Annotated in this window: 13 protein-coding genes; all 13 read right to left on the bottom strand. The window is 41.4% G+C overall.

Going from position 1 to position 14194, the window contains the following annotated elements; genetic code table 11:
- Positions 1 to 64 precede the first annotated feature (64 nt).
- A complete protein-coding gene (spoVS, locus tag M1D81_RS08615; RefSeq protein ID WP_003211281.1) occupies positions 65 to 325 on the bottom strand; it encodes a stage V sporulation protein SpoVS in 261 nt (86 codons plus the stop codon).
- Between the two features lie 202 nt (positions 326 to 527).
- Positions 528 to 1322, bottom strand: coding sequence for a TIGR00282 family metallophosphoesterase (locus M1D81_RS08610; RefSeq protein ID WP_024424109.1), 795 nt, complete (start codon positions 1320 to 1322; stop codon positions 528 to 530).
- Between the two features lie 90 nt (positions 1323 to 1412).
- A complete protein-coding gene (gene rny / locus M1D81_RS08605; protein ID WP_003211958.1) occupies positions 1413 to 2975 on the bottom strand; it encodes a ribonuclease Y in 1563 nt (520 codons plus the stop codon).
- A gap of 233 nt (positions 2976 to 3208) precedes the next feature.
- Complete coding sequence (locus tag M1D81_RS08600; RefSeq protein ID WP_456265056.1) at positions 3209 to 4384, bottom strand: serine hydrolase domain-containing protein; 1176 nt, start codon at positions 4382 to 4384, stop codon at positions 3209 to 3211.
- A gap of 143 nt (positions 4385 to 4527) precedes the next feature.
- Complete coding sequence (gene recA, locus M1D81_RS08595) at positions 4528 to 5571, bottom strand: recombinase RecA (RefSeq protein ID WP_087978917.1); 1044 nt, start codon at positions 5569 to 5571, stop codon at positions 4528 to 4530.
- A gap of 177 nt (positions 5572 to 5748) precedes the next feature.
- A complete protein-coding gene (locus tag M1D81_RS08590) occupies positions 5749 to 6999 on the bottom strand; it encodes a competence/damage-inducible protein A (RefSeq protein ID WP_456265057.1) in 1251 nt (416 codons plus the stop codon).
- A 16-nt stretch (positions 7000 to 7015) separates the two neighbouring features.
- Complete coding sequence (gene pgsA, locus M1D81_RS08585) at positions 7016 to 7597, bottom strand: CDP-diacylglycerol--glycerol-3-phosphate 3-phosphatidyltransferase (protein ID WP_008358030.1); 582 nt, start codon at positions 7595 to 7597, stop codon at positions 7016 to 7018.
- Between the two features lie 75 nt (positions 7598 to 7672).
- Complete coding sequence (locus M1D81_RS08580; RefSeq protein WP_456265058.1) at positions 7673 to 8572, bottom strand: helix-turn-helix domain-containing protein; 900 nt, start codon at positions 8570 to 8572, stop codon at positions 7673 to 7675.
- Positions 8573 to 8595: 23 nt separating this feature from the next.
- Positions 8596 to 9387 carry a DUF3388 domain-containing protein gene (locus M1D81_RS08575; RefSeq protein ID WP_003211480.1) on the bottom strand — a complete coding sequence of 264 codons (792 nt, stop codon included), beginning with the start codon at positions 9385 to 9387 and terminating at the stop codon, positions 8596 to 8598.
- Positions 9388 to 9518: 131 nt separating this feature from the next.
- Entirely contained in the window at positions 9519 to 9776 is a 258-nt protein-coding gene (locus M1D81_RS08570) for a DUF3243 domain-containing protein (protein WP_024424114.1), read from the bottom strand.
- A 73-nt stretch (positions 9777 to 9849) separates the two neighbouring features.
- The gene (gene ymfI, locus M1D81_RS08565) at positions 9850 to 10578 is read right to left on the bottom strand and encodes an elongation factor P 5-aminopentanone reductase (protein ID WP_456267138.1); all 729 of its coding nucleotides are present in this window, start codon (positions 10576 to 10578) and stop codon (positions 9850 to 9852) included.
- Between the two features lie 31 nt (positions 10579 to 10609).
- Positions 10610 to 13729 (bottom strand): MMPL family transporter, encoded by a 3120-nt coding sequence (locus M1D81_RS08560; RefSeq protein WP_456265059.1) that lies wholly within the window; start codon positions 13727 to 13729, stop codon positions 10610 to 10612.
- A complete protein-coding gene (locus M1D81_RS08555) occupies positions 13707 to 14183 on the bottom strand; it encodes a MarR family transcriptional regulator (RefSeq protein ID WP_456265060.1) in 477 nt (158 codons plus the stop codon). Before M1D81_RS08555 ends, M1D81_RS08560 begins: the two co-directional genes overlap by 23 nt.
- Between the last annotated feature and the right edge of the window lie 11 nt (positions 14184 to 14194).

Below are 14194 nucleotides of genomic sequence, written 5' to 3'. Positions count from 1 at the left end.
ATAGCGGTAAACAAAAACAACCTGCTTACATGATGTAAGCAGGTTGAAAATAATAAAATTAGAATTATCGTGGTTCAACAATCAATTTGATGGCTGTTCTTTCTTCTCCATCGATCAGAATGTCAGTAAAGGCTGGAATGCATATCAAATCCACTCCGCTTGGCGCGACAAATCCCCTTGCAATGGCGACAGCCTTAACCGCCTGATTCAGTGCTCCAGCGCCGATTGCTTGTATTTCCGCTGCACCGCGTTCACGTAAAACGCCGGCTAATGCTCCTGCTACTGAATTCGGATTTGACTTTGCTGAAACTTTTAAAATTTCCATTTCTGCTCCCCCTTAAATTTACAATGGATAAGTGAGTGTTCATTAGAACAATCTTTGTTAGATGATGCTATTTTTTTGAAAATCCATCCCCAAAATGTTTTTCAAAAATAGCAGGCTACCTACCATTTTTACTATATTCACGATAGAGGGCGCATATTCCTTCTTTCTGATTAATATTTTTCTGAAATAAATATGTGAACATTTATTCAAAGAAAATATGGTCATCATTTATCAAAATTCGATCAATTTTGACAGCTTTTTTCGACTGTTCGTCAATTTCTACGATTACTGCACTTAACGTCGTTCGGCCTTCTGCAATTTCAAACCGGACTGGGAGACTTGTTTTGAATCGTTTAATGATCGTTTCTCGGTCAACACCTAAAATGCCATCATAAGGCCCTGTCATCCCGACATCTGAAATATACGCAGTTCCTTTTGGCAATACGCGGTTATCTGCTGTTTGAACATGTGTATGCGTGCCAACGACACATGATGCACGGCCGTCTGTATACCAGCCCATCGCCTGCTTTTCACTTGTGGCTTCACCATGAAAATCAATAAAAATAAACGGTGTCCGTTTGGATGCTTCCGCAATTAATTCATCTACTTTTTGAAATGGGCAGTCAATTGGCGGTAAAAACGTACGTCCTTGCAGGTTGATGACAGCCAATTCTTTTCCTTGTTTTTTAATAAACGTGAGACCTTTTCCAGGTGTGCCTTCTGGGAAGTTAGCAGGGCGGACCATATTAGCTGCATCATCGATGAAATCGAAAATGTCTCTTTTATCCCATGTATGGTTGCCCATTGTGAGCACATCAGCTCCTGCTTGCAGCAGCTCATGATAGATTTTTTCAGTTAGACCTTTCCCGTGAGCAGCATTTTCTCCGTTGACAATGGTAAAGTGCGGCTGATATTTTTTCTTCAGCTTTGGCAAATATTCTTTCAGTGTGTCTCTGCCAGGTGAACCGACAATATCTCCAACAAATAATATTTTCATGCGCTTTTGAACCCTTTCTCTTTTAAATTGATCTTCTTATCAGTGTTGCATATTTACACAAAAAAATAAAGCGGCGCTAAGCGCACCGCTCTATTTTGCATACTCTACTGCGCGAGTTTCTCGAATGACTGTCACTTTAATGTGACCAGGGTAATCGAGCTCGTCCTCAATTCGCTTACGAATATCCCTTGCTAGACGGTGAGCTTCAAGATCATTAATTGAATCTGGCTTCACCATAATACGTACTTCACGTCCAGCCTGTATCGCAAACGATTTTTCAACACCTTCATAAGATTCAGAGATATCTTCTAATTTCTCAAGTCTCCGAATGTAATTTTCAAGCGTCTCACTTCTTGCACCAGGGCGTGCTGCAGATAATGCATCAGCTGCCGCAACAAGAACAGCGATAATAGATGTCGGTTCTTGGTCACCGTGGTGAGAGGCAATACTGTTGATGACAACAGGATGCTCTTTATATTTCGTCGCAAGCTCAACGCCAATTTCTACGTGGCTTCCTTCTACTTCATGATCAATGGCTTTTCCAATGTCATGCAGAAGACCTGCTCGTTTTGCAAGCTTTGCATCTTCTCCAAGCTCTGAAGCCATGAGACCTGCAAGATGTGCAACCTCAATTGAATGCTTCAGGACATTTTGTCCATAACTTGTACGGAATTTTAAGCGGCCGAGAATTTTGATCAGATCCGGATGCAGACCGTGAACTCCGACTTCGAATGTCGTTTGCTCACCCATCTCGCGGATATAATCATCGACTTCACGGCGTGATTTTTCCACCATTTCTTCAATTCGTGCAGGATGAATGCGGCCATCCTGGACTAGCTTGTCCAGAGCTATCCTCGCTGTTTCACGTCTAATCGGATCAAAGCCCGATAGTATAACAGCTTCAGGTGTATCATCTATGATCAAGTCAATACCTGTTAACGTTTCTAACGTACGGATATTTCGTCCTTCACGTCCGATAATACGACCTTTCATCTCATCATTTGGAAGATTGACTACAGATACCGTTGTTTCAGCCACATGATCTGCTGCACAACGCTGTAACGCAAGTGAAAGAATGTTTTTCGCCTTTTTGTCAGCCTCTTCTTTCGCTCGGTTTTCAGATTCTTTCGTCATGACTGCAATGTCGTGGGAAAGCTCATTTTCAACTTGATCCAGAATGATTTGTTTCGCTTCATCTCGAGTTAGACTTGAAATACGTTCCAACTCGGCTTTCTGCAAACGAATCATATCATCCACTTTGCTTTCCATCTCTTCAATATGTTGTTGTCGTTCATTCAGAGAATGATCTCTCTTCTCCAACAGGGACTCCCGTTTATCTAAAGATTCGTCTTTGCGATCAAGATTTTCCTCTTTTTGAAGTAAACGGTTTTCTTGTCTTTGAAGCTCATTTCGTCTTTCACGAACTTCTTGCTCCGCCTCTACACGAAACGAATGAATTTCATCTTTCGCTTCCAAGAGCGCTTCTTTCTTCAATGCTTCCGCATCACGCTTTGCATCCTCAACAATTTGTTCGGCCATGTTTCTTGCGCCGGATATTTTTGCTTCTGCAATGGTTTTACGAACAAAGTAGCCAACAACTAAACAGATTAGGCTCAGCAAAATGGAGATGATCGTAAACATCGTAGGCGACATATTTTCACCTCCTCTTGCTATGAACTTGGTTTTACAAATAAAGTGTCGGCATGTACATTGTTTTGTGTCTCAACATACAGGGCCTTCACAGGGAATGAGATCCTCACTGCCCTTGTCAAGTTTAAATTAGTTATCAATCATGTTAAGAAAAACAAGTGATACATTCCCATTGTAATTGTGTCGGAAATACTTGTCAAGCTAGCCATCTTAGCGTTTGCAAAAGCAGATCAGAATTATTCTTGATTCAGCAGCTGATATACTTTATTGTTTACTTGGCCCAGTTTAGTGTTATTTTGTATATTTGAAAACAAAACAACGATGGTTTGCCCAGATTTGCTAAAGCTGTTCAAAATGTTGAAGCCCGGCATGACACCATGGCTTGAATAGCTACCGGGAGCAACATAAAATCCCATTCCGTATGTGGAGCTGCTTCCTGGCGTAAACATCTTTTTATAGCTCTTCTGGGAATACAGTTTGCCTTCTATCAGGGCTTGGTCAAATTTGTACATATCTATAGCACTCATATACATATCTCCAGCACCGTACAGCTGAGATAGATCGGGCATATACGGTGTAACCGCTTTGCTGCCTTTCAGCTTATACCCGACAGCAGGATAAGGTTCTTTTTTATATGTTTTGTAAAAGCCTGCATGCGTCATCCCCGCCGGTTTAAAAATATGATTCGTTATATATTGTTCATAGGACTCACCGCTCACTTCAGCCACAATATAAGCAAGAACAGAATAGTTGGAATCCTTGTAGCCCCATACGCCCGGCTGACGATGAATTCCCTGACGTTCTATGTCTTTTATTAATTCGTCCGGAGTAATTGCGCCATTTCCTTCAATGTGTCCGTTTATTCCCGATGTATGTGTCAGCAGATTTTTCAAAGTAATCGTTTGTCCGTTAGGGAAATGAGGTAAATACGTACTTACCGGATCGCTTGTCTGAAGTTTCCCCTTTTCCTCAAGCTGCAAAATAGCGGTTGCAATCAGCGCTTTTTGTGACGAACCGACATAAAAAGATGTTAATGGATTATTTTGAATTTTTCGTTTACGGTCTGCATAACCAAAACCTTTATTTGTTACAATTTCTCCATTTCTAACAATCATGGCTGTTCCGCTGAAACCAATCTCATTTAAATAACTGCTGATTTTGTGATTGCGGTCCACTGTTTTGATTTGTTCCTCTGATTTTTTGGCGATTTTCCTTTCGACTTCTTTTTTCTGGCTGTTTTCTAAAGCTACTGCAGTTTTTTGAAACTGGTTATTCTCTTCACTATTTCGATGAAGCACATTCCACATCGTTAAGCAAATCATCGCTGCTAAAAAAACAAGCACAAGTTTTCCCCTCTGACTCGGTTTTCTCTGTCTGTGTTTGGCAGTTCTTCTGCGGGTCGGGCTTGTCATTATTTTTTCCTCCCAAAATAAATTCCATTTTGCATACTTTAGACGGATGAAGTACTGAAAAAGTTGTCGAAAGTTTTTTGCAAAAATAAAAAAGGCTGAGTTTTTTCACCCAGCCTTTTTATCATTTCATACTGATTTTATTTTTATTCTAATTCTAATTGTTCTAGCGCCTCTTCAGATTCCTGCTGCGCTGCTCCGTTATTATCCAAGCCGTAATGTTCACGAATTTGCTCCTGGATCATCAGCATGATATCTTTATTTTCTTTTAGGAACTGTTTCGCATTTTCACGGCCTTGTCCAAGACGCTCCTCTTGGTAAGAATACCAAGCACCGCTCTTTTGTACGATATCTAGCTCGCTTCCAAGGTCGATGATTTCTCCCTCTTTTGAGATCCCTTCACCGTACATAATGTCTACTTCGGCAATACGGAATGGCGGTGCTACTTTGTTTTTGACCACTTTAATTCTCGTTTTATTCCCCATAATGTCATTGCCTTGTTTCAGCTGTTCAGCACGGCGCACTTCTAAACGAACAGACGAGTAGAACTTCAGCGCACGTCCACCTGGCGTTGTTTCAGGGTTACCGAACATGACCCCAACTTTTTCACGAATTTGGTTAATAAAGATGGCAATTGTTTTTGATTTATTGATAGCACCTGATAGTTTACGAAGTGCTTGGGACATCAAACGCGCTTGAAGACCAACGTGTGAATCACCCATGTCTCCTTCAATCTCTGCTTTTGGTACAAGAGCAGCTACAGAGTCAATAACAACAATATCAACTGCCCCGCTGCGGACAAGAGCTTCTGCAATTTCAAGTGCTTGCTCTCCTGTATCCGGCTGAGAAAGTAATAGTTCATCAATGTTGACACCTAGTTTTTGAGCATAAACTGGATCGAGTGCATGCTCTGCATCAATAAATGCAGCTTGTCCTCCCTGCTGCTGAACTTCAGCAATGGCATGAAGGGCTACTGTCGTTTTACCAGAACTCTCTGGACCATATACTTCGATAATACGGCCGCGGGGATATCCGCCTATTCCAAGCGCAGTATCAAGTGCTAACGAACCACTAGGTACTGTTGAAATACGTGTATCTGTTTGCTCTCCTAGTTTCATAATAGAGCCTTTACCAAACTGTTTTTCTATTTGTTTAAGAGCCATATCTAAGGCTGCTTGACGATCACTCATTCTATTGTTTCCTCCTTTATCAATTCCACTATCTATACTATACCTTGTTTTACGTCATTTGCCAAGAAAAAAACGAACACATATTCGTTTTTTTCTCGGCAGATTTTTTAAGAAAAGAGTGGTTTCTATTAGAAAAAACACTCTTTTATAAAGGAGTAAACCTAACAAAAAACAAAATTAACTCTCTTTTAATAAGTTGAGTAAGTGATGCAGACCATATTTCACAGCACGCTTTCGAATGCCCGACCGGCTGCCTGTAAACATCCATTCAAACACGTCCGTCTGGTCTTTTGTCGATAGTCCAATGAACACTTTTCCAACAGGCTGACCCTCTTGGGTATCAGGACCTGCTACACCCGTAAAGCTAATGCCAATATCACTTCCGGTCAGCTTTCTCACCCCTTCAGCGAGCTCTAAAGCACACTCTTTGCTGACAGCACCACGAGAAGACAATGTTTCTTCCCGGCAGCCAAGTACCTGCTGCTTGACTTGGTTTGTATAACAAACCACACTTCCGTTCAAAATGGATGATGCTCCTTCGAGATCTGTCAGCCATTCGGAGAACATTCCGCCAGTCAGGCTTTCTGCTGCTGCTACTGTTTTCCCGTGTTTGTGCAAGGCTTTGGACGCTTCGCGGACAAGTGATGTATCCCCATATCCGTAGAAGTACTCTCCTACCCGCGCTAAAATTTGCGCTTCTGTTTCTTTTAACAGACGCTCTGTTTCTTTTTCATCCTCATGCTTAGCAGTCAGCCTTAGCGTCACTTCACCATCAGATGCGAGTGGTGCAATCGTCGGGTTGGTTTGGGCATCAATTAAATCTTCTAGGTCTGTTTCAAGCTGCGATTCACCGATTCCGAAGAAGCGCAGAACAACAGACACGATTTTTTCCTTTAAGCCAAGTTTCTCAGAAATCAGCGGCTTTGCCTCGTTTTCAAACATCGGGTGCAGTTCACTTGGCGGTCCAGGAAGAAGCATATAAAACGTATCGTCTTCTTGAACAAACATACCCGGGGCCATCCCGAAACGGTTCACGAGCACATCAGATCCTTCTAGAACGAGTGCCTGCTTACGGTTGTTCGGTGACATAACGCGGCCGGTCTTTCGAAAGTAGTCTTGAATCGATTCAAATGCTTCTTCATCTAGTACAAGCTCTTTGCCAAGCGTGCTCGCAATGGTTTCTTTTGTTAAATCATCTTTGGTTGGTCCAAGACCACCTGAAAAGATAATAAAATTAGATCTTCCCTGCGCCACCTGAATGGCCTGTTTTAAACGCTCTGGATTGTCACCAACTGCTGTGTGATAATAAACATTCACACCAATTTCAGCTAGTTGTTTGCTGATGAATTGTGCATTCGTATTCGTAATTTGCCCTAGCAATAGTTCGGAACCGACTGCAATAATTTCTGCTTTTCTCTCTGACTTCAAAGCGTACACGTCCTTTTTAGTTAGAATTCTTTAAAGCTTCCCAGTTTTTTGCAAAGTAATCCCAGCCTGAGACAACAGTGAAGAACACCGCTACCCACATCGCTAGATCACCAAACGGGAATGACACAAGTTCAAACGGCAGGTTATGCAGTAAAAGTGCAGAAATCGCAATGATCTGCGCCCATGTCTTCACCTTTCCAAGCATATTCGCTGCCACCACTTCACCGCCTCCGGCTAATACAAGCCTTAGACCTGTTACAGCAAATTCACGGCTGATGATCACAATCGCCATCCATGCCGGTGTGAGGTTGTATTGAACAAGTATAATTAAAGCAGCTGAAACAAGCAATTTATCTGCAAGCGGATCTAAAAATTTACCAAAGTTTGTCACCAAATTAAGCTTACGTGCGTAGTATCCATCAATCCAGTCAGTTGTTGAAGCGACAATAAACAGGATCGCGCCAACAAGGTGCGTCACTTCGATGCTGACGTCACCAAAACGTGCAACACCCCAATCTAATGGTGCAAGCATAATGATCATAAAAACAGGGATCAAGGCGATCCTAGAAAGAGTTATTTTATTCGGTAAGTTAAACATGAAATCCAATCCTCCAATAATGCAATTTTTTATGTATATATAATAGTAGGAACAAAAGAAAAGTCATCTACTTGCTTAAGATGACTTTTCCTTTCCTTTATTCACAATCACAATGTTTTGTGTCATGGTGTTCTTAGGGTCTAATTCGTACTTAAGTGTCTCGTCATTTACCTTGATATCAATTCCAGACGCATTGCCTAGACGGATATCGACCTGAGAAAGATCAGACAGGTCTGTTTTAAACGATTCGCCATCTTTTAGTTCGCCCATCTTCAGCACTTTTCCAGATTCATCTCTTACGCGCAGCCATGAAGCTTGCGAGGCAGAAATGGTTAACTCCATTTTGTCAGCACCTGATACTTCATACGTTGTTGTCGAGCCTTCTGTATTCGTCGCCTTTAAAGAAACAGTTTCATCGTCTTTTGATGAATCGTCTTTTTTAGATGATTTCTCTTTATCATCTGACGAAGCTTTTTCTTTTTTCTTTTGATCTTTTGCAAGAGATGAATCCTCAGATACTTCATATTTAGATTCTGATTGCTGAGGGGCCGCCTGATTATTCTTCTGTCCGCTATCATGATTGACCGCCTGCACGATCACATAAATGATGGCAATGACCACAATGATGCCTCCAATAATTAAAATTGTCGGCAATAGTTCAAGCACTTTCGAGGCAGGCTTTGGCAGCTCTCTTTGCGGCTTAATATTCGATAATTTATCAGATACTTCATCGTTATACGTGCTTGGAACATCTTTACGAAATTCTTCGAACAATTGTTCAGGGTTCAGTCCAACGGCTTCGGCATATTGTTTAATAAACGCTCTGACGTAAAATTTACCTGGAATAATATCATAGTTTCCTTGTTCGATTGCTAGCAAATAGCGCTTTTGGATCTTGGTCACCGTCTGAAGATCCTCCAGCGACATCCCTTTTTCCTCTCTGGCCTCAACGAGCCGTTTTCCCAATTCAGTCAAAACAAACACCTACCATTACCATATTAAAAATCGAAGCCGGAAAAACCAGAATGATCAAACACTTGTGGTTCTTCAGCGTGTTCATATGTAATCTCTTCGTCTGCGCTATTACGCAATTCAATGATATAATCGAAATCATCCATTGTATATTCTGAATTTTGAATAAAGATGTCTGGATGCTCAACCACCTTCGTTGCCGGCAGTCTCATAATTTCCCTTAAAAGCTGCAAATGCTTCTCAGAACCTCTTCTTGTTGACACAATCCCATCAATAATAAAGACGTTATCTGGGCTGTATTCATCTGCAATCAGCTGACTTCGGATCGTCTGTTTCAAAAGAGTTGATGAGACAAACAGCCATCTCTTGCTTGCACAAACACTTGAAGCCACAATTGATTCTGTTTTTCCGACACGCGGCATTCCGCGAATCCCAATCAATTTATGTCCTTCTTTTTTAAAGAGTTCAGCCATAAAATCAACAAGAAGACCGAGCTCGTCTCTTTCAAAACGGAACGTCTTTTTGTCATCCGCATCACGCTGTATGTATCTTCCATGACGAACAGCTAAGCGGTCACGAAGCTTCGGCTGTCTTAATTTTGTTACTTTTATCGTTTCCATTGTATTTAAAATTGATTCAAGCCGCTTAATTTGATCTGTGTGGTCACAGCGTAAAAGCATTCCGCGTCTTGATACATCAACACCATTGATTGTCACAATATTAATTGAAAGCATCCCCATTAGAGAAGAAATGTCTCCTAAAAGTCCGGGACGGTTTACCTGTATCTCATATTCAAAATACCATTCGAGCTTTGCCAAATGATATTACCCCCTTCATTGTGGCAAATTTTTACCTTCCTTTATCATAAAGCATTTTCACATTTTTAGAAAGCACAATGTTGTGAAACGGTTAAAATAAAAAGAGAGGCACAAACGACCTCTCTTTTTGTTTAGTGCGAGCTATTATTTTCAACCAGCTTGACCATCATATTTGCAATGGCACGCTGCTCATCTTCTGATGCAACGCTCCAAAGGTCAGCAAGTACTCTTTCCTGCTCGTTCTTTGCCTCAACTTCGTTAGCTAGATATCCGCCAATTTCATACGCAAGGTTATTGATGGTCTCATCTTCTAAACCTTTATCCTGCGCATGATTTAAGCGATCACCTAAAAAGTTTTTCCAATGGTCCCAGTTCTCAAGTACAGACATGTCGATTCCTCCATTCGAAAAGATGAATTACAGCCATAGCTTTTGTCATGGAGAGACGAATTATACACGTTTTTTAACAGTACCAGCCGCCATTGACAGATAAAATTTGACCGGTGATATAACTTGACTGTTTTGAGGCGAGAAACCAAATGACATCTGCAACCTCCTCAGGCGATGCAAGCCGGCCAAGCGGAATGTCTTCTTCCAGCATTGCGATGTCTTCCTGCGTAAAACGATTCATCATGTCTGTTTTGACAGCACCTGGTGAGACAGCATTTGCTCTAATTCCACTTGGAGCAAGCTCTTTGGCTAACCCTTTGATAAACGCATTTTGCGCACCTTTGACCATGCTGTACAGCACTTCACACGATGCTCCCGTTTCTCCCCATATCGAGCTGACCGCAATGATATGGCCTGCTTTCTTTTGAATCATGGCGGGTAAAAGGGATTGGGTAAGCTCATATGGACTTGTGACATGAAGCTGCACCATACTGGCTAATACGTCTTTTTCTGTGTCTGTCACCAATCCGACATGGCTCATGCCGCTATTTAAAACAAGAATATCTGGAAAGAGCGGCAGACGGCTGACAAGCTCATCCGCTCCGCCCGTTTTAGATAAATCTGCTTGAACGACGTGCGTTTGAATGGAATATGCCTCATCCAAATGAGCGGCGAGGCGCACAGCTGCCTGTTCATTTTTATGATAATGGAGCATCACATGGCAGCCTTCTTGGGCAAGCTTTTTGGCTGCTGCCTGCCCAATCCCGCCACTGGCACCTGTTATCAGCGCCCAACGACTCATCACATTGATTCCTTCTTTCTATATAGAATACCTATTCTTTTCGTTTAAATGGGAACCAGTTGGCTGATCCGAACAATTTCACCATCACAGGTACGAACAATGGTAGCACAATGAGTGCGTACAGTAAAAGTCCTGTGAGGACAAGTGTTGCAATCTGCAGGAGAGACAGCACACCTGATGGAAGCATTGCGGCAAATGTCCCTGCCAAAATAACAGCAGCAGATATAATGACAGACCCCATATTTTTCATTGATTCGGTCATAGCAAACTGGATGTCTTTTGTTTTGTATTCATTGAACCGCTCCATTAAGAAAATCGAATAATCGACTCCGAGCGCCATTAATATCACAAATCCAAAGAATGGTACAGGCCAGCTAATGCCTGGATATCCGAAGAAATGGGTGAAAATAAATTCTGTTACACCGATTGCTGTAAAGTAAGTCAATATGAGTGAACCTACCAAATACAGCGGCATGACAAGCGAACGGAACAGAATCACCAAAATAAGGAAGATGCCGATGATCATGTAAAGCACTGTCTTATTGAAATCTTGGTCTGACAGCTGTTTCAGATCAGCATTCATACTTGATACACCTGAGACACCAAATGATACATCTTTTAGGTTTGTTTCAGGAAGTGCCCGCTCGACAGAAGCTTCCACTTGTTTTATCGTTGACAGGGCTTCATTTCCATATGGATTTTTTTCTAAAATGACATCAATTTTTGTCATCTTGCGATCGTCTGACAAGTATGAATCAAATACTTGCTTGAATGCTTTACTTTTCAAGACGTCCTTTGGAATAAACCAGCCGGTCATGTCTTGATCTGGTGCATTCTTCAGTTCGTCTAAGTAGTCACCTGCACCCATTAAGCCGCTTGAAATTTTCTCCAGTCCATTTACGCTTTTGTTCAAGCCGTCTGTCAGCTTGGTCAGGTCATCCCCAAAGCCGCCAATCTTTTCTTTCATTTGCTTTTGGCCATTAATGATGTCGCCCGCTCCATTTGCAAGCTTTGGCATATTATCGGCTAATTGACCTTGACCTTTAGACGTTTGATCCAGTCCATTTTCAACTGCATCTAAGCCAGCAATGAGTTCATCAATTTGATTCGTCAAGACTTTTTGCTGCTCTGAAGCTTTTGCAATAAAGGCATCAGCCGCTTCAAGCTGCTTTCTAGCTTCTTTCGCTTGTTTGGCATAGCTGTCTGCCTGTTTCGCCCCTTCTTGCAAAGTCGCAGAAAGTTCATTGTACGAAGCTTTAATCGCTTGATACGATTGATTTTCTTTTACCTGCGGGATTTGCTTTTCAAGGGTACTAAATTGAGTATTTGCTTGTTTGATTAACGCTTTTACATCTGCTGCGGCAGAGGATGACGTATCCACTTGCGCTAATGCGGCCTTTAATTCTTTGGAAATGCTTTTATACAGTGAAACTTGCTGATTCACTTGTGCGACTTGAGCCGTTAATTCCTTTTTCGCACCTTTGATTTCATCTTTAATGGCTGCTACACCTTTTTTGTTTTGATCGATGCCGTTTTGCAATTTTCTTAAGGATTTTTCAACATTTTGAATCCCTGTTTGCACAGATTCTGTACCAGAAATCAATTTGTTAATGCCTTTTCCTGATGATTTGATTTGCGGCGTTTGATCCTCAATGGATTGACTCATTGTCGTCAGTGCATCTTGGATTTTTTTCAAGCCTTCATTGCTTTTATCAAGTCCTGTGTTCAGTTCTTTGGCTTGTGATTTCACGTACAGATCACTCAGCCCTTTACCTACAGGACGGGTGGCACTTCTGACTTTACTGACGCCATCTGTTTGTTCGATTGCACGGCTGAGTTTTTCAATGGCAATCAGCCCTTCATTGTTGTCTAAAACATCAGATGATTTCACAACCACTGTTGCTGGAAGTGCTTCACCCGGTCCAAACTTGTCAGAAATAGTATTGAACGCTTTGACTGATTCATATTTAATGCCAATTTCATCTAAATTGTTATAAGAAAGGGTTCCTTTATACATCAGAATTGGCGGGAGCGTAATGATTCCTACGATTAATAAGCTGAAAAGCGGTTTCTTAAATGAAAAGCGGCCTGCTGTTTCCCACATTTTTGACTGCGGGTGGGCAATATCGCCTTTAATCGGCCAAAATAACACCTTTCCTAAAACTGCCATAAAGAACGGCACAATCGTGAGAAGAGCCACAATGAGCACAGCAACCCCAACTGCTACAGCAACAGCTGATTTATAAAGCTGGAATTGTGCCAGACCAATACATGTAAAACCGATCAGAACCGCAATTCCGCTGAATAAGACGGTCTTTCCTGCTGTTTTATACGTGATGAGAATCGCCTCAATTTTATCTTTACCGTGGGCGATCTCTTCCTTAAAGCGGCTGAGTAGCAGTATGCAGTAGTCCGTTCCAATTCCAAACAAGATCGCGACCATAAAGATCTGAGTAAAGGTCGAGAGCGGAAAGTCTACATATTTCACTAAATAAGCCACGATCGATTGACTCACCAAGTAAGAGAGTGCGACTGTGACTAATGGAACGAAAGGCGCCACAGCTGATCTAAAGACAAGAATAAGGACAATGAGAATAAACCCAATCGTAATGTATTCTGTTTTCTTCAGGCCTTCCTGCGAACTTGTGATAACATCATCATCAATTAACGGCTGCCCTGTCATTTCAAATTTCAGGTTTAAGCTTTTCAGCTTTTCATTGACTCTTTCTTTAAATTCGGACGCTTTGATTTTGTTTGAGTCATATGTAACTGGAACAAGAAGCGTCGTTTGATCTTTAGAGAGCATTTGTTTTTTGATATCTTTATTGGCTTCAAAGTAAGAAGTGATGTCCTCTATGTGGAGACCTTGATCCTTTTCTAAAATGTTCATTGCCTTTTTTAAAGATGATTCTCTTTCTTTTACAATGTTCTTTTCTTGAAAGACAATGACGACTGATTTTTCTGTATCGCCGTTTTCAGACATTTTCTTTAATAACTGATTGGCATAAGAGGACGGATAGCCGTCTGGTACAGAAATTTGCCCTTTTTCTTTTGTTAATTGCGCCATATTAGGAGCGGTGATGAGTAACACTGCTGCTAATACGACCCACAAGATCGTGATCAGCCATCTACCCTTTATGATTGCTCTCATTCGTTCTTTGTGCCTCCTCTTCGATGATCACTTGATAGATCTTTTCATATGTTTGAATAAATGATTCCATTTCTTTTTCTTCAAACTTTTCAAAATAAGACCGAACTAGGTCTTGAAGCTGCTTTTCCATTCGTCTAACCACTTCTTTGCCCTCCGGCGTGACATACAAGTGAACATTTCTTCTGTCAGCTTGATCATGTTCACGAAAAATATAGTTTTTCGTAAAAAGACGATTAGTCATGGATGTTACAGCACTTTTGTTTACATTACATACATAAGCCAGGTCCGTAGATGTACATCCTGGATGTAGATTGATGTATCGAAGCGAGTAATATTGATCAAGCGTCAGCTCTTTATCAAGCTTTTCGGTGATCATACTCGATACTTTTTTCTCCAACATGAGATAGACATCTGTATACCTCTGGATAAGCTGGGCAATTTTATTTTGTTCCATACGCTGCTCCT

The sequence above is a fragment of the Bacillus sp. JZ105 genome (assembly GCF_053903125.1).
This window is presented reverse-complemented; position numbering and strand designations above follow the sequence as displayed.